This window comes from Dyella sp., from assembly GCF_035508675.1.
Taxonomy (GTDB): Bacteria; Pseudomonadota; Gammaproteobacteria; order Xanthomonadales; family Rhodanobacteraceae; genus Dyella_B.
In genome coordinates this window covers 16,751-34,264 of the sequence record NZ_DATJMN010000163.1, presented here as the reverse complement: position 1 = coordinate 34,264, position 17,514 = coordinate 16,751, and the positions used below count along the sequence as shown (strand labels likewise).

Sequence of the window (17,514 nt, the reverse complement as noted above, 5' to 3'; positions counted from 1 at the left end):
GACATGCCTCCCTCTCACGCTGGAAGCTGCAGAACTCCTCCAGGTGAAACGGCTGACCTCAAATAGCTTCGTGCTGCAACAAGCCACCGATGTATGCACTGCTGCGGGAGAAACAGTCCTCGCGAACATCACACAACTAGTTCTTTCCAGTCTCTATATACAAGAAAAGCAACCTGATAACGCCATAACTGTGCTTGATCGGATCGCTCCGTCCATTCGGAGTGCCGATTATTACCCCCACATCTTGTCTTCGCAGGTGGAGCGTGCTCAAGCCTATTTCCAATTAGACAATCTCGGCGAGGCCAAAAAAGTCGCCTTGGCTGCCCTAGCTATCGTGCATCCTGATGACACCGGCAATTGGGTGATGAACGACTACGAAGTGCTCTACGAGATCGAAAAGAAGCAGCACCACGAAGCGGCCGCGCTCCTGTACCACGAACGCTACTCCGCGCTGGAAAAGAGCCACCTCGACGATCTCCACGCGCGCGCGCTGGCCTACGACATGACCGAGCAACATCTGCTTGTACAGAAAATGCAGGCCGATGATCTGAGCAAGCAGAATGACGTCCTTCAGTTGCAGCAAGCGCTGGCCAGCAAGGCCGTCGAAACCGGCCGTCTATATATCGCCCTGCTGTCGCTCTTGTTGATATCCGTCGTGGCATGGATGTTCCGGCTCAGGCGCTCGCAGCTTCGCTTCAAGGAACTGTCCAGCCTGGACGGGCTTACCGGCATCTTCAACCACCAGTATTTCATGGGCGCGGCTGATCGCACGCTCCATCATTTGGAGAAACGGCACGGTATCGCCTGCCTGATCGCCATCGACCTCGATCACTTCAAGCAGATCAACGATACGTATGGCCACTCGCTGGGCGATACCGTGCTGAAGCGCACGGTGACCATTTGCCAGCAACACCTGCGTCCCCAGGATTTATTCGGCCGGCTCGGCGGCGAGGAGTTCTGCATCCTGCTACCCGACTTCCACCGCGACCAGGGCATGGCGATGGCCGATCGCATCCGCGCCGCCCTCGAAGCGACATTGGTTGACGTCGACGGTGGCGTCGTATCGTTTTCCGCCAGCCTTGGCGTGGCTTGTACCGATACTTGCGGGTATGACCTGCCATGCTTGTGCCGTGATGCCGATGCGGCCCTCTACAGGGCGAAACGGGGCGGGCGTAATCGGGTGATGGCGGCAGCAGAGGCCCAGAGCAGTTATTTGAAGCGGGCCGCTGGATGAGTTCGCGCCAGCTATGCGAGCTCCGCTTTCCTGTAAAACTTTATCGCCATCCGGGAAATAGTCGGTAACGCATGACTGGGCTGCCGCGCAGCATCTACTTATGGCCCGCCTTGGTGGCAGTAGCATGGTGCTTGGCCGCACGGCCGGGATACGCCGCCAGCAACATAACTGAGCCAGCCAAACTGCTTGCGCAGGCTGACAGCGTGCGCTCGAAACATCACACGCAATTCCTGCAGATCATGGCGCAACTGCACCGCGAGGCTTCCTCGCTTTCCGAGAGCGAGCAGTGGTACCTGCATTATCTCGATGCATGGAATGCCGAGTTCGATGGAAACTATATCAAAGCTCAACAAGGGCTTCGCCAGGTCATCAATCAGTCGGGAGATCCGAATCTGGCGGCCAGGGCAGCGTCGCTTCTGGTGAAAAGTCTGTCGACCAATCGACATTACATGGAAGCTTTTGCACTGGCTAATCACGTAGCCTCCCTCTTGCCGGGAATAAAGGACCCGGAGACACGCTTCGAACTATTAACGGATTTATCGGAAACGCTGGATTTCGCCAATCAAATCGATCCGGCAATCCAATATGCGCGTATGGCGAAAGATGCCCTTCCGCCTGGAGAAACGGCGTGTCTCCCCCTGATCCTGGAAGCTGCGGCACGCCTCAACGCCAAACAGCTAACCTCAACCAGCCTATTGCTGCAACAAGCCAACGATGTCTGCACGGCCGCCAAAGCAACGGTCCTCGACAACATCCCGCCCCTTATTCTGGCCAGTCTCTATATACAAGAAAAGCAGCCTAACAAAGCCATAGCGTTGCTCGATCGGATCGCCCAGGCCGTCCGCAGTGCGGATTATTATCCGCACATCTTGTCCTCTCGGGTTGAGCGCGCGCAGGCCTATCTCCAATTGGGCAATCTCAGCGAGGCCAAAAAAGCTGCCTTGGCGGCCTCGGCCATCATGCATCCCGACGACACCAGCGACTGGGTGATGGACGGCTACGAGGTACTCTACGAGATCGAAAAGAAGCAACACCACGAAGCCGCCGCGCTCGCCTACCACGAACGCTACTCCGCGCTGGAAAAGAGCCACCTCGACGATCTTCACGCACGAGCGCTGGCGTACGACATGGCCGAGCAGCACCTGCTTGTACAAAATATGCAGGCTGATGACCTGAGCAAGGCCAACAACGTCCTGCAGTTGCAGCAGGCCCTGACCACCAAGGCCGTCGAAACCGGCCGGCTGTATATCGCCCTGCTGTCGCTGTTGCTGATATCCGTGGTGGCATGGGTATTCCGGCTCAAGCGCTCGCAGCTTCGCTTGAAGGAACTGTCCAGCCTGGACGGGCTTACCGGCATCTTCAACCATCAGTGCTTCATGGCTGAGGCCGGTCGCGCGCTCCATCTGCTGGAGAAGCAGGGCAGCACCGCGTGCCTGATCGCCATCGACCTCGACCACTTCAAGCAGATCAACGACACCCATGGCCATGCGCTCGGCGATACCGTGCTGAAGCGCACCGTAGCCATCTGCCGGCAGCACCTGCGCCCGCGGGATTTGTTCGGCCGGCTCGGCGGCGAGGAATTCTGCATCCTGCTGCCGGATTGCCACCGCGACCAGGGCATGGCGATAGCCGATCACATCCGCACCGCGCTCGAAGCGGCCCTGATCGAGGTCGACAGTGGTGTCATAGCGTTTTCCGCCAGCCTTGGCGTGGCTTGTACCGATATTTGCGGATATGAGCTGCCACGCTTGTGTCGTGATGCCGATGCGGCGCTCCACAGGGCGAAGCGGGCTGGACGCAATCGGGTAATGGCGGCAGACACCCAGAACGGTTATCTGGAGCACGCCACGGGATAAATCCACACCCGCTATGCATGCCGGCGGCCTACGAAACCAGGAGAACCGCGGCACACCGCTTTCCTGACATCCTTCCCCTGCTTTGCAGGGGAAGGAATAGCCAGCAGCAGTCGCTGCTTTCGCCGTTATGGATGCGATCCGGTCATCGACCACGCGCCCGCTCCGGCAGTGGCCTGCACGAAGAAGCTGTAACTGTCCCCCGCCATCGCCGTGTAACTCACCGTCAACGGTCCGCTTCCATCCGTTTCGGCCATGGCCTGGTTGGTCGTGGCGTTATCTGCAACAAGCCGCCAACGGGTGCCGGCCGGCACATCGAGCGTGGCCGTCACTGCTCCCGCGCCGCTGGTGAAGCTGGACGTATAGGTGTAGTCGCCTTGCGCGGCGACCGTGCCGGAGAAGTTGATGTTGTTGCCGCCGCTGCTGCCTGCCGTGCCGGTGAGGCTGGCAACCTGTGGACTGTTGCTTGCGCTGTCGGTAACGGTGATGCTGCCGTTGAACGTTCCATTGGCGGTCGGGTGGAACAGCACATAGATCACGCATTGTGCGCCGGCGGCGAGCGTGCCGCTGCAATAGCTTTGATCGACGTACGCGGCATTGCTTGGCGTGACGGCGCCAATCGATAGGGCGCTGGCGCCGTTGTTGGTCAGCGTCACCGCTTGCCAGCTGCTGTATCCGTTTACGGCGACGTTGCCGAAATCGATGCTGGCGGGGCTCAGTGTTGCCGTGACACCGCCGCCGCTGCCGCCGCTTACGACGACCGCCACGGGATTGGACGGTATGCCGTTGGCGACGACGTACAACGCGCTTGCGCCCGGTTCGATGTTGGCGGGCACGTCGAAATAGGTGGATACGGTGGCGTTGCCGGTCGCAACGCCCATGCTGCTGTGGCCATGCGTGCGGCAGTAGAACACGTGCCCGCTAGCCGCGTTGACGATGCGCACCAGCGGATAGTTGGTCGCCATTTGCTGGTCGTCACCGTACGCGGCACCTTGCGACAATCCGTTGAACTGCGTGCCGGAAATCGGATAGGTGCTGCCCGGTGCCAGCGTGGTGGCCACGGCGCTGACGGTGGGCTGCCAGGCGGGCTGATACGTGCCGGCCGGCGTCCACACCTGCAGGTTCTGGCTCAGGTCGGAGAACAGTATCTGGCCGTTCGGCAATGCCAGCATGGCACCGTACCAGGAGGAATCGCCCGCTGCCGTGGACGGCGCCGGCACGACGGTCAAGCTGCTGCCGTTCCATTCGAGGAAGGTGGCCGGTGCCTGGTAGATGCCGGGGCTGGCCATCATCAGCACATTGCCGTTGGTCTCCACCGCGGCGGGGCCGTCGGCGATATCCAGGCCGTTGGGAAAATCCGGGCCGGCCGTCCAGGTGCCGGTGCGGGTGTCGTAGATCGCCGTGTGGCCGGCGCCGCAGGCATTGGCGCCGGTGGCGAACACGGTTCCATCAGGCCGCAGCACCATGGGGCCAATTTCATAGCTGGCCGCATTTTCGCCGCCGCAAGCGGCGGCCGAATCCCACAGTTGCACGACGGTGCTGCCGGCGTCGCTCCATTGCCCGGTGCCGGGGTCATAGATTTCCGACTCGGTGCCGGTCGGGTTGTAGAGCGAGTACGCATAGGTTTCGACGTTCAACACCTTCCCGTTGGGCAGCAGGGCCCAGTTTTCCTCGATGTTGTAATCGGGCTTGTTGGTGCCGGTGATGCTCCAGCTGAGTTGGGTTTCGTCGAAGAGTGCGCTGTTGAACAGCCCCTGCTGCCCCATCATGAACGTGCCGTTCGCCAGGATCACGCCGGAGGCGTCGCCGATCTGGCTCCAGCCGGAAGGCGGCGATACCGATGTCCATGTATTGGCGACCGGGTCATAGAGGGCGCCGAGGTTGGATTCCACGTCTTGCGCTTCGTTGTACTCGCCGCCTTCCACCAGCAGTTTGCCGTCGGCCAGCACGCCACCGGCGAAATCGATCGGCGCATAGCCCGATGGCATCGAAGCAAGCTGGCTCCAGGTACCGCTGACGTAACTGCCGTTGATATCCGGCGTGAGCTTGTACCACTGTGAATCGGCGGAAGAGAACGTTCTGGCGTGCGCCAGCACCGTGCCATCGGTTGCCAAGGCGATGTAACCGATGTCGACCGGTGGCGCGTTTGTCAGCGGTGTCCAGGTTTGACTTGCGGCCGTGTTGGCCCAGATGGCGAGCAACGCCAGCCAGGGCAGGAATCTCGACATGTTCATGGGTTTTTCCTCGTGATAGTGGATGATCGGTAGAACGAGGAGGCGATGCCGTGTCTGCAGAAACTGGAAAAAAATGCTCTCTCCACGCGAACTCCCGGCCCGCGCGGTTTGCCATAACGTGTTGGATCTCCCCACCGGCGCTGTGGATGCCCACCAGTCAACAGACTTTGCAGCCCCTCCCAGGCCCGCATCCGTCACTCAAACATGCTGCGTAAGGGCGATGACAGCTCCGGCGATGCATGCTTGTGCAAAGCAGACCATGGCGTCTTGAGGAATCGAGACGATTTGGGCGTGGAAATTGGCATAAATTCACACCCACCATGCAGGTCGCGGTGGTCTAAGCTAGTGAAGCCGTTTTGAGGCTTGCCAATGCCTGACGCCGTTGCATTGATCGAACGCCATGACGCCGCCTTTCATCGTGGCGATGGGCACGCGCTGCGCCGCCCGGGCACAGGGCCGCTACGATGACGCTGCACATCCTCACTTGCGCCGGCGAAGCGGTGGCGCCCTATCTGGAGGACGTGGCCCGCCTGCGCACCACCGTGTTCCGCGATTATCCCTATCTGTACGAGGGCAGCACGGATGGCGAGAGCGACTACTTGATGGCGTACGCGCGTTCACCACGCAGCGTGTTCGTATTGGCGCTGGATAACGAAGCGGTAGTGGGTGCGGCGACGGGGATTCCCTTGCTGGAAGACCAGGCCGTTTTTCAGCTGCCTTTTCGCAAGAAGGGTTATGCGCTGGAGCCGATTTTCTATTTCGGCGAATCGGTGCTGTTGCATCCGTATCGTGGCAAGGGCATCGGCCATCGCTTTTTCGATGAGCGCGAAACGCATGCGCGGCGCAACGGCTTCAAGCAGGCGGCGTTCTGCGCGGTGGAGCGCGACGAGCACGATCCGCGCCGGCCGCCGGATTACCGCGCCAACGACATGTTCTGGGCCAAGCGCGGTTATCAGCGCCAGCGTGATTTGTTCTGCGAGCTGTCGTGGCGAGAACTGGGCCAGCAGGAAGCCAGTCCCCACGTGCTGCGGTTCTGGTTGCGCTCGCTCGAGTTTTGACGTTCGGGCAGGCGTGCACAGCGTTTGGAGTGAAGCAAAACTGTCACCTGGCTGACGAAAACATCCGGTGCTGTCCCACGCGCAAGTTGGACTTCCTCCCGGCAGTTGCCTGTTCCCGAACGCCTCTTACGCACGCAAGCTTGCAAAGCAACTATCCACCGCCTTGCAACGGCAGATGCCGATCTCCCTCCATCCTGGATACATCCAGCCGGCTGCACATCTCCGTGCTGTCGATGCGGAACTTTAAATAAGCGACGACCTCTTCGTTATTGCCGATATGCAGCCTGCCGCGCAGACCGCGCCCATCGCTGTCGATGTGTTCGATGCCGGTGAAATGCATGACCCCGACGTTATCGCGGGAAAATTGCTGGAAACCCCGGCGTTTTCCGTTGTCGAACAACTTGGCCGAGGCGGTGAAGCAGGTCAGCCACCTGAGTTTGTCACCCGCTTGCAAGGCGGAGATCGCCTTATGCACCGTTGGATGTAGGCGCGCCTCCAAATCGATGGTCATACGACACGCGTCCTCCGAGAATGAATCGCTGCAAAGGAAGGTCAATCATGCACATGCCTGCACAACCCGAGATCGGGACAGGGGTCCATGGGACGACGCGGGAACTCGGTGCCGAATACCTTTACCACTGCGATGTCTTGGCAATGTGATCATTCACGCTTTCTCGACCATCGCGCCGCGCACGGCTGCGCTTCATTTACGTGAATATTCCGCGACCGCCGTGTGCCTGATTAACCTGCGTGTAAAACTCGTCACGGTATGCTCGCCCGGTCGTCAACAAGAAGACACGAGGTGCACGAATGACAGTCATGCATTTAACGAACGTGCTGCGCTTCGACGAGTTCCTGAACAAGGGTGGCCGCCACCTGTTCGAGATCACCGTGGATGAAATGCCGGAATTGCAAAACTTCCATGGTGTACGCCAAGGAATCAGCATCGCTTGCAAGGTATCTGCTGCCCCAGCAAGGCAGGGGACGTGGGCCAGGATCGTGGATCAGCTGGCTGCACGGAATGGAAGCTGTCTCTACAAGCAGGTCGCCACGAACACGTACCGCGTCGTCTGCATCATTCCGCTAGGAACGTCAGCGTACGGCAATGCTCGCCCTGCACCACGGTAACTGAATTGGTTGGGTTCGTTCGCTTGCACGGCACATCGTTTTCACGAACGCTGGATAATGCCGCCACCACAGTATGTGGCAGGTTTTTCGCACCGGCTGTGCAGCGTCTTGCCCAAATTCTATCTCCCCTACCCAGCGAACGATTCCACCGAGAGCATTCTGCTGGATGGTGACAGGACCATCCGCTTTCCCACTCGTAAAGATGCGCTCGCTTTCGTCATGGAGCGCTGCCGCAGGGAGAGACCGGCCGCTGATACGTACAACGCCGTCATCAGCATCGAAGGGCAAGACGGCTTGTGGCGGTCATTTGATACGCACTTGATGCCGGCCACGGAGCATGGTTGGCCGCGATAAGTACGTATGGCCGTCATTCCCGCGAAAGCGGAGCCAGCGTAAGGTGGCACGCCCCGCAGGAATCTTGCGTAGGTTGGCGGTGAGGCGACGCCGAACCCCAACGTCGCTTTATGCATGGCAACGTTGGGGTTCGCATGCACTCACCATCAAGCTACGCGCTTGATGCATGACGCACCATCGACATCACTCGCGCGGCTGTTCGTTGAGCCAGCTGTGCCAATTTTCCGCGTCGCCGCCATCGAGCTTCTCGGCCATGAAGGCATTCGCCAGTTGAGCCAGCGATGAGAGCGCATTTCCGCCATCGGTGCCCAAGGCAATCTTCGGCACGATGGCGATCTTGCCTTCGCGCAAGGCGTCGGCAAACTGCTTGCCGAGGTCGTTGATCAGCTGCATGCGCGCACCTTCACCGGTCAACGCCTCGGCCTTGGCGCGGATCGCATTGGCTTCGGCCTTGCCCACCGCTTCGGTGGCGGCAGCCTTGCCTTCGCCCACGGCGATCTGGCGTTTGCGTTCGGCATCCGCGTTGATGTTGATCACCTGCGCTTCCTTGCCGGCGGCGGCGATGGCGGCGTCGCCTTCGTTGGTCTTGATCTTCACGTTGATCTCGGACTTGGTCAGCTCGGCCTGGATCTGGTTTCTGGCCTGCGCTTCACGCAGCGTGCGTTCCTTGATGGCGGCCTGCTGTTGCTGGTCGAAGGTTTCCATCTGTTCCTTGGCCACCTGGCGATCGCGCAGCTGGTTGAGGATGGTGTCGATGCGCTGGCCGGAGGTGGCGCCGGCGCTGCCGTGCGGCGTGCCGATCAGCACTTCCTGCAAGTCGAGGTTGTAGGCGGCGAAACGTTCCTTCATATCGGTGCTGGCCCGTTCCTGGATCGCCGAGCGTTCCTGCAACAACTCGATCAGCGTCTTGGTCTGGCCGATGTTCTTGAAGTACGCGGAGACCATCGGGTCCAGCGTCTGATCGACCAGGCGCTTGATGTCACCGAAACGCTGCACCACCAGCGGTGCCTTGCGGTAGTCGATATGCACCACGACCGACAGCGGCATCAATGGTTCGAACGCATCCTTGGTGATCAGGGCAACCTCTGCAAGGTTCTCGTCGTATTTATGCGCGTTGGTCACTTCCGGCGACCATTTCAGGATGAAGTTGGTGGTAGGCACCAACTGGATCTTGCCCGCAAACGTATTGAACGCGTACTTGCCGGGAAGCAGCGGTTCTTTCCACACGCCACGGCAACCGGTATCGACCAGCTCGCCGTGCGAATAATTGTCGCCAGAACGATCGTCGCCCGCCTTGCCGAAATACGAAACCACCACGCCCACGCTGCCGACCGGCACGACGGTTTTCCTGGCGAACTCCACCGTGGCGAACAGGCGGTTGAGGTAGTACGTGCCTTCCACCAGCACCTGGTGCTGACGGCCACGGCGACCGCCGGCGCGCAGGAACGCGTTGATGTTCTGGAAGTTGTTGTGGAAGGTGGCCTTGTTGGCTGGATCCTCGCCGACGCGCGGTGCGACGATTTCATCCGGCGGCAACACCGGGCCATCGTGGATGGTGACGACGCCGAGCACGTCGCGCGGATCGTCGTCGGGCCGATCGGATTTCTCCGCCGCGACGGTCGAGGCCAGGCCACCGATCACGACCGGCACGAAGCCATTGCGATCGCGCAGCACTTTACCCATCTGGTCGATGGTGTCCTTCTCCTCGTTCGAGAGCAGCAGGCCATGCACGCGCGCCGAGGTGATGATGACGAACTGCGCGACGTTGATGGCATGCGTACCTTCGCGCAGGATCGTGCGCTGCGGCCCTTTCTGGCCGCCCGCCTTCAGGAACGCCGCGGCGTCTTCAATACCGGTGTCGACGATCGCACCCAAGGTTTGACCGTCCACCAGCTCGTGGCCATCGCGCGCAAAGATGTAACCGATCTCGCCTTGCGGAATCGTCACCAGGTCGACCTTGTGCACGCGGTACTGGAACGGAAAGAAGTAATGCAGGCCACCGCGCAGCACGTGCGGTTGAAAGCCCACTTCGCCGTTCAAGGCGATCAGGCCGCGGGCGAGCGACGAAGCACCCCACAATCGTTCCACGACACCGACCCGGTCGTTGGGAATGTAGTTGATGACGTTGGATAGAAAGATCAGCACGACAAGCACTACGACAACTACGGCCATTGCGATTAACAGAGTCATTGCTGTTTGTCCTTGAAGAAAAGAAGCCCGGCGCATGGCCAGGACCATTTTTTGGCTGCAAAAGGCCACAACCCGTAGCACTGGCGGGTTGTTGGCGATGAGGTGTGGAACGGCTTACTGCCGCAAGGCGGCTATGAGCGCCGTCGTCGGCCGATGCATCGAACAGCCGGAAGCCATCCGCTCGGCGGCGGCCGAGTCGTTATCGGGAACGCATGGAATGACATGAACATGGCGATGACCATGGGCGAGCGAACGCCCTCAGTCGTACCTGCTTGAAGTGGGAGGAGTGGAAGTTTGCCCCTGTGGAACAGGCTGCTAGGGCCTGTCGGTCTTTCTTGCTGCGTCCAGGTGGGCGGGACACTGAAAGATGCGTTTCATATCGGCCAGTCGGTTGACCTTGAATGGCGCGTATTCTACGCCGAATTTTTGCGCGCGTGGGTGACGTTATAACAGTCGGTATTTCCGCTATATCTGGGCGGGATGGGACCAATGCTTCGAACTGAAGAACGTAGCGTGATCCTTCGTAGGTTGGCGGTGAGCGCAGCGAACCACAACATCGTGATTCATGTGCATGGCGACGTTGGGGTTCGCATACGCTCACCACCAACCTACACGCTTCGATAGCGTGTACCTCTCGCTCGCCAGGATACGTCCCCTCCCCTGCGAAGTAGGGGAGGGCTAGGGTGGGGTGGGCGAGCGCAGCGAGCGGCAGGAGCCCCATTGCTTCCATACATCTCATCAGGACATTCAGCTGCATGCTAAAGCCCAAGCAACCCCACCCCCGCCCTCCCCTGCTCGCAGGGGAGGGCGCAGATCACCGCGAACAACAAGCTTCTTGGCTTAAGTTAGTGCCATTAGGCTTAAGTTCGGAGCATTGGGGTTGAGGTGGGGTGCGAGCGCAGCGAGCGGCAAGAGCCCGACATTGCCGCATTGCTACTTGTTATCAGAAGCCATAGCGACATTCGGCTGCACGCTAAAGCACAAGCAACCCCACCCCAGCCCTCCCCTACTGTCGCAGGGGAGGGAGCAAATCGCGGCAAGCCATGGAGCAATGACACTTAAGTTAGCGCCATTACCCTTAAGAGCCTTCCATTATCGCGAGTGCCGTATTCGTCATTCCGGCGAACGCGTTGAAACTGGGGCCGTCACAACGAACCATGACGCACCGGAAAATCAAAATACGTATCCGGATAGGGCTCGTCCTTCAACGTGAAATGCCACCACTCCGTTTCCAGCGGCACGAAACCGGCATCCATCATCAAGGTTTGCAGCAGCAAGCGATTGGCTTTCGCCTGCGATGAAATCGCCTGATAGGAAGGGTGCGCGACGGGACTGAAACAATCGAAGCCGGTGCCGAAATCCAGGCTGTTGTCGGGCGCCCGCTGATTCTTCGGCGCCACGCAATTCACCAACGGCATGCCGGCCGTCACGTGCGGCACGCTGCTATCCAGCGGAACGATGCTGAGATCGATCGTGCTGCCGCGGCTGTGGCCGGAATGCGCGGCGATATAACCCTCGTCGAACAAGCGGTCCTTGGGCACGGCAGGATAAAACTCCGCCTGCATGCGCGTGGCTTTCGTATCCTCCGCCCAGCTTACGAAATCGTCGACCGCGCGCTGTGGCCGATAGCAGTCGTACGCTTTCAAGCTAAGACCCATCGGCAGCAGCTTGTCTTCCACCTTTTTCAGTGCGGCAACAGCGGGCCTGGTGAGCAGGCAAGCAGCCTCTTCGTAACCGTGAATGCGGCGGCCGATGAAGTTGTGGCTGGAGGCATAGCGGATATCGAATTGCATCTGAGGAATCGCCTTGCCGACGTCCACGATGGTGTCGGGTCGTGCGCTTTCCACTTTATAGGGCTGATCGGCAGCGATCACGGCGAATGCAGCAAGCCATGCCACCGCGCCGGTCAAAACAATCGCGTGCTTGGCCATCGTCTTGCTCACCGGAAGCCTGGTTGCCGTACTCATAGCACAGCAATCGGTTTTCGCGACAGCCACATGCCATGGCGCTATCATCCTTTGCGTTTTGGGGACGAGACGCTATGGACCGATTCGCTTCGATGGAAACCTTCGTGTGCGTCGTGGAAGCCGGTTCCTTTTCGGCGGCAGCACGGCGGCTCAACGTGGGCCAGCCGGCGGTGTCCAAGTCGATCGCGCAGTTGGAGGATCGCCTTGGCGTGCGCCTGTTGCTGCGTTCCACACGCGGACTCACGCCCACCGAAGCCGGGCAGCATTATTACGAGCGCGCCAGGCGCTCCATCGAGGAAGCGAACGAGGCCGAGCTGGTGGCGCGTGGCGCCGGCAAGGGGCTTGCGGGACGCCTGCGCGTCTGCGGCGCGGTGACCTTTGCGCGCTTGCACGTGTTGCCGCGGCTGGAGCCTTTTCTGGATGCGCATCCCGATCTGAACATCGACATCGTGCTGGATGACCGGCAGATCGATCTGCTGGAGCAGGGCATCGATGTCGCCCTGCGCATGGGCGACTTGAACGATTCCGGCATGACTGCCCGCCGCCTTGCGCAATCGCGACGCTTTGCCGTGGCTACGCCGGCTTACCTGAAGGCCCACGGTGAGCCGAAGACACCCGCGGAACTCGCGCAGCACCAAGCGGTGATCTACAACCCTGGCAGCAATCAGGCGACCTGGAGTTTCCGGCGCGGTGAATCGGAGGTTTCCGTCGCGGTGTCCGGGCGCATCCAGGTCAACGCCGCGGAAGGCGTGCGCGCCGTGGTGCTTGCCGACATGGGTATCGCCATCACCTCGGCGTGGATGTTCGCGGACGACATCCGGCAAGGTAACGTGAAAACACTGCTCGAAGGCTGGGAGTTGCCGCCTATCGATCTTTGGGCAGTGTTTCCGACCGGGCGCATGGTGAGCGCGAAAGCGCGGGCGTTTGCGGATTTCGTCGAAGCGATATTGAAGGACGCGGCCTCAGCATGAGCTTGGCTTGGATGACATCCCAGCCCACGCGGCCGATTGCAGATGCTTGCGGCCGGGGCCACGCTGTACGCCGATACATCTCCATTCGTTTCAAAGAGACCCCTGCATGTCGCCACCACTGGATTGGCTGAGCCGCCTGCTCGAGATCACCCCCGTGCGCGGGCAACTCGATCTGCGTTGCATGTACGGCGCGCCCTGGCGCATCGACCAGAGCGAGTCGGCCCCCGGGGAAATTCCCTATCACGTGGTATTGGGCGGAACGGCGGTGCTGGATGATCCTGCGGGGGGCAAGCCGCAGCAGCTGACGGCCGGTGACATCGTGTTGCTCGCCGATGGCGATGCGCACGCGCTGCACGATGGCAGCGGCAAGCGCGCGAAACCGTCGCGCGAGCGTGCCGTGGCGAACCTGATCTTGAGCGAAAACGCCGGCAGCGGTGCGCGGCTGGACATGCTGTGCGGACGCTTCGTACTCGCTCCCGGGCATGTGCGCTTGCTGCGTGGTTATCTTCCATCGCGTTTGATTGCACATGCTTCGGCGCAGCCGGAAGCCGCAACGGACACCGGCCTGCATCTGTCGAATCTGCTTGGCTTGATGCGCGTGGAGACCAGTGGCGACAGCCTTGGCGGACGCGCCATGCTCAATGCGCTATCCACCGCACTGTTTGCGTTGACCCTGCGCTTTGCCAGCGAGTCGCAGGAAGCGCCGGAGGGGCTGCTGGCCCTGGCGGGTTATCCGCGCCTGGCGCCGGCATTGGAAGCGATGTTCCACGACCCCGCGCATCCATGGACGCTGCCGGCGCTGGCGCAGTTGTGCAATATGTCGCGCGCGACATTCGTGCGTTTGTTCCAGGAGAAGCTGGGTCGCTCGGCCAGTGATCTGTTGACGGATATCCGCATGACCATGGCGGCGAACGCATTGCGCACCTCGTCGGCGTCGACGGGCTCGATTGCGGAGATGGCGGGTTATCAGTCGGAGGCGGCGTTTCAGCGCGCCTTCAAGCTGCATATGGGCACGACACCTGCAGCTTGGCGGCGAGGGTAGCTGCCCTCCCCACTGCACGTGGGAGAGGGCATATCAGCAGGCAAGCACAAACCGCTTCACACCCGCTCAAGCGCCGGAAAATCCAGCGTGGTGTCATTGATGCGATTGAACATGTTGGTAAACGTAATGGCCGCAATCGCCAGGCTGATCTCCACCAGCTGCGCATCGGTATAGCCGACCTTCTTGATCCCGGCGAAATCCTCGTCGCTGACCGTACCGCTGCCCTTCACCAGCTTGAGCACGAATTGCAGCAAGGCATCGCGCCGGGCGTCGCCGGTGGCTTCACCCTTGCGGATCTGCTTGAGCGTATCGGGCTTCAGGCCGGCAAGCTTGCCCAGCAGGCTATGCGCCGCTTCACAGTAATCACAGCCGCTGGCGGCGCTGACGGCCAGCTTGATGGTTTCGATGTCCTGCTTGGCCAATGTGCCACCTGCCAGCACAGCGTCGGCTTGCAGCATGGCCTTCAGTGCCGCCGGGTGGAGCGCGCCGATGGCGGCGTAGGTATTAGGCACGCTGCCGGCGGCTTTCCTGATTTGGGCATAGACCTCGGCGGTGGCGCCGGTAGCGGTATCAAGTGCGGGGGTATGGATGCGAGACATGGTGGTGACTCCGTGGTTGGTTGGGACGGTGGTCACTTTAAGAAAGCGGCCGCAGACGCTTAATGCTCCGCATACTCATAAACATGCTCGTTCGTCTCATCTCGTGCTGCCAAGCCATGGCTGCAAGGACCGGCTGATATGCCCTTGCGTCCATGACTGGCGCGGGTGCGCGCAAAACTCGCTGCGGCATGTTGACGTGCAAATTGCCGTCGCATCCCGAGCTGAAGATTGCGAAACGGTTCGCAATCAGGAGCGTGGCGGGGACGGACAGCGTTCAGGTAGTCAGGCTAGTCTTTGCCTTGCGGCACTACAGCCGAATCACCCACACGGATTATCCGTATGAAACGACATCTTTTAGCACTGGCCTTGCTCTCTTCATTGCCGCTTGTCATGACTGCGACGGCTGCGTCCGCTCAGGACTATCAAGATCATGGGGACCATGACCACGGTTCGGATCAGCATGGCGACCATCATGATGATCGTGATCACCACGATCACGACGACCATGGCCGGCACGATGACCACGATCGTGGCTGGCATGACGATCATGGCCACCACGTAGGCTGGGACAGGCATTACCGCCGCGGCGAATATCTGCCGGAACGCTATCGCGCACGCGAGTATTACGTCGACGATTATGCGCGGTATCACTTGTACGCCCCGCCGCGTGGGTACGTATGGGTCCACGGCGACGAAGGGCAGTTCGTGCTCGTTGCGGTGGCGACGGGATTGATCGTGAATGAGTTGCTCGGGAATTAAAGACAACACTGAAAACAAATGTTGCCTTCGCGTAGGTTGGCGGTGAGCCCCGGACTTGATCCGGGGCGAACCCCAACGTTGCCACGCACATCACGCCGTTGGGGTTCGACTGCGCCTCGCCACCCACCTACGCGGACTCGCGCTTGTCATGCCGGCGCACGCCGGAAGCCAGAAGAAGAAGTTGTACGTCGCGCGGCTCACGATTGCCGCAACAACACCTGCTCTTCTTGCATCGCCACGGCCACCCGCTCGCTATGCAGCCACTGCAGCCACTCGCTCAACACGACCAGGGTCCAGATCGCCCGGGCATGGTCGTTGGCGCGCGCCTGGTGTTCGGCAAACAAGGCTTGCGCGGCACGCGTATCGATACCCGCCGCAGCGAGCTCGCCGCTGGCGAGGTGCGCCTGCGCCCAGTCGCGCAGCGGTCCGCGCAACCATGCCGCCAGCGGCACCGACAAACCGCGCTTGCGGCGTGTCACGACATCCTTGGGCAGGTAATCCAGCGCATAGCGCTTGAGGAACACCTTGGTGGTGAGGCCACGCACGCGCGCCTCGACCGGCAGTGTGGCAGCGAATTCGATCACGCTTTGATCGAGGAAGGGCGCGCGGATTTCCACGCCGTGCAGCATCGCGCCGCGGTCGGCTTTCGCCATCAGCGCATCGGGCAGCGAGTGGCCGAAGTCGTAGCACTGGATGGTATCGATCAGGCGCGTGGCGTCGTGCTGGGTGTCATCGATCGGCGGCTTGATGCCGAGCTTGTGCTGCCATAGCGGCGGAATGCTCGCGGTCCACAGCAGATGCCGCGCCAAGCCGTCCAGGTCCTGCCCGCGGATGAAACGCTTCAACAGGAATGACAGCGTGACCTTCTTGTCGCTGGTGGGCAGCGCCTCGATCGCGCGCTGCGCCAGCGCCTTGACCGATGCCGGCAAGTTGGCGTAGTGGCTGGTCCAGCGTGCGCCCAGATAGGTGGGATAGCCGCCGAACAGTTCGTCCGCACCTTCGCCCGCCAGCAACAGGCGCACGTCTTGCGCAGCGCGCTTGGTGACCAGGGACAGCGGAATCCACGCCGGATCGGCGAGCAGTTCGCCGTTGGCGCGGATCAATTCGCGCAGCGTGCGCGGCACATCCTGCGCGGTGACATTCACTTCGACAAAGTTGCAGCCAAGCTGGCGCGCAAGCTGCGCCGCATGCTGGCCTTCGTCGAAGGATGCTTCGGAAAAGCGAATGCAGTACGCCGAGAGCGGCTTCTCCGGCCGCACGCTGCGCGCGACCGCCGTCATCAAGGCGGAATCGATGCCGCCGCTGAGCAGCACGCCGTAATCCACGTCGATCTCGCTCTGCCGCCGCACCGCTTCGCGGAAGATCGGATCGAAGCTGCGCAGCGAGGGTGCCGTAGTGGCTTTTTCCGCCGGGAAATTCCAGTAGCGCATGCGGCGGATGCCGGCCGGATCGATCACGATCATCTCGCCCGGGCTCACTTTATGGATGTGCTTGAGCGGGCTGTTCGGCGCGGGGCAATAGCCGGAGCGCAGATAGTGCGCAAGGCCGGCGGTGTCGATCTCGATGTCCGGCTTGCAGGCTTTTGCCAGTGCGGCCAGTTCGGAGGCGAAGTACACCGTCTGGCCGATCACGGCGTAGTAGAGATGCCGTTCGCCGGCGCGATCGCGCGCCAGGATCAGGCGCTGATGGCGGCCGTCCCACAACGCCAGCGCGAACACGCCCTGCACGTGCTCCAGGAACGAGAGCCCTTTTTCCAGATACAGCGGCGCCAGCACGGCGACGTCGGTGGTATGCGTGATCGCATGGCCGGCTTCGGCCAGCGTGCTGCGCAGTTCGTGGTGATTGTCGATCTCGCCGTTGCAGGCCACGATCACGCCGGCTTCATATTCCAGCAGCGGCGGCTGATGCTGGTCCACGCCGCGGATGGCCAGGCGATTGGTGGCCATGGCGAGGTTGGGCCGGGAAACGTAGGCATCCCCATGCGGCCCGCGATGGGCCAGGGCCTTCAGCATGGTGCTCGCTTGCTGCTCCAGGTATGGCGGCGGATGTCCTGCATCCCGACTCAAGATTCCGCAAATTCCACACATGTAGGGCAGCTCTGGTCGATTCCGCGGGCGTGCGCCGC

General features: G+C 61.1%; 13 protein-coding genes. 7 read left to right on the top strand and 6 right to left on the bottom strand.

Going from position 1 to position 17,514, the window contains the following annotated elements:
* The coding region (locus VMA74_RS09100) for a GGDEF domain-containing protein (RefSeq protein ID WP_325366322.1) at window positions 1-1,234 on the top strand (1,234 nt) is incomplete at its 5' end.
* Window positions 1,235-1,365: 131 nt separating this feature from the next.
* Complete coding sequence (locus VMA74_RS09095) at window positions 1,366-3,090, top strand: GGDEF domain-containing protein (protein ID WP_325366321.1); 1,725 nt, start codon at window positions 1,366-1,368, stop codon at window positions 3,088-3,090.
* 125 nt (window positions 3,091-3,215) lie between these two features.
* On the opposite strand, the gene VMA74_RS09090 is transcribed toward VMA74_RS09095, so the two are convergent.
* Complete coding sequence (locus VMA74_RS09090; RefSeq protein ID WP_325366320.1) at window positions 3,216-5,321, bottom strand: choice-of-anchor D domain-containing protein; 2,106 nt, start codon at window positions 5,319-5,321, stop codon at window positions 3,216-3,218.
* 464 nt (window positions 5,322-5,785) lie between these two features.
* On the opposite strand from VMA74_RS09090, the gene VMA74_RS09085 reads away from it, so the two are divergent.
* Complete coding sequence (locus tag VMA74_RS09085; protein WP_325366319.1) at window positions 5,786-6,379, top strand: GNAT family N-acetyltransferase; 594 nt, start codon at window positions 5,786-5,788, stop codon at window positions 6,377-6,379.
* A gap of 151 nt (window positions 6,380-6,530) precedes the next feature.
* Here the strand turns inward: VMA74_RS09085 and VMA74_RS09080 are convergent, their stop codons facing one another.
* Entirely contained in the window at window positions 6,531-6,890 is a 360-nt protein-coding gene (locus VMA74_RS09080; RefSeq protein ID WP_325366318.1) for a hypothetical protein, read from the bottom strand.
* A gap of 299 nt (window positions 6,891-7,189) precedes the next feature.
* Here VMA74_RS09080 and VMA74_RS09075 point away from each other — a divergent pair, with 299 nt between their 5' ends.
* Complete coding sequence (locus tag VMA74_RS09075; RefSeq protein WP_325366317.1) at window positions 7,190-7,507, top strand: hypothetical protein; 318 nt, start codon at window positions 7,190-7,192, stop codon at window positions 7,505-7,507.
* 537 nt (window positions 7,508-8,044) lie between these two features.
* On the opposite strand, the gene VMA74_RS09070 is transcribed toward VMA74_RS09075, so the two are convergent.
* A complete protein-coding gene (locus VMA74_RS09070; RefSeq protein ID WP_325366316.1) occupies window positions 8,045-10,051 on the bottom strand; it encodes an SPFH domain-containing protein in 2,007 nt (668 codons plus the stop codon).
* 1,145 nt (window positions 10,052-11,196) lie between these two features.
* On the bottom strand, window positions 11,197-12,018 hold the full coding sequence (locus tag VMA74_RS09065; protein WP_325366315.1) for a M15 family metallopeptidase: 822 nt from the start codon (window positions 12,016-12,018) through the stop codon (window positions 11,197-11,199).
* A 74-nt stretch (window positions 12,019-12,092) separates the two neighbouring features.
* Between VMA74_RS09065 and VMA74_RS09060 the strand changes: the two genes are divergently transcribed.
* On the top strand, window positions 12,093-12,989 hold the full coding sequence (locus VMA74_RS09060) for a LysR family transcriptional regulator (RefSeq protein WP_325366314.1): 897 nt from the start codon (window positions 12,093-12,095) through the stop codon (window positions 12,987-12,989).
* A 106-nt stretch (window positions 12,990-13,095) separates the two neighbouring features.
* Window positions 13,096-14,031 (top strand): AraC family transcriptional regulator, encoded by a 936-nt coding sequence (locus tag VMA74_RS09055; RefSeq protein ID WP_325366313.1) that lies wholly within the window; start codon window positions 13,096-13,098, stop codon window positions 14,029-14,031.
* Window positions 14,032-14,087: 56 nt separating this feature from the next.
* Here VMA74_RS09055 and VMA74_RS09050 read toward each other — a convergent pair whose 3' ends face one another.
* The gene (locus VMA74_RS09050) at window positions 14,088-14,630 is read right to left on the bottom strand and encodes a carboxymuconolactone decarboxylase family protein (protein WP_325366312.1); all 543 of its coding nucleotides are present in this window, start codon (window positions 14,628-14,630) and stop codon (window positions 14,088-14,090) included.
* A 339-nt stretch (window positions 14,631-14,969) separates the two neighbouring features.
* On the opposite strand from VMA74_RS09050, the gene VMA74_RS09045 reads away from it, so the two are divergent.
* Window positions 14,970-15,389, top strand: a complete 420-nt coding sequence (locus tag VMA74_RS09045; protein ID WP_325366311.1) for an RcnB family protein — start codon at window positions 14,970-14,972, stop codon at window positions 15,387-15,389.
* 197 nt (window positions 15,390-15,586) lie between these two features.
* Here VMA74_RS09045 and asnB read toward each other — a convergent pair whose 3' ends face one another.
* Entirely contained in the window at window positions 15,587-17,476 is a 1,890-nt protein-coding gene (gene asnB, locus VMA74_RS09040; protein ID WP_325366310.1) for an asparagine synthase (glutamine-hydrolyzing), read from the bottom strand.
* Between the last annotated feature and the right edge of the window lie 38 nt (window positions 17,477-17,514).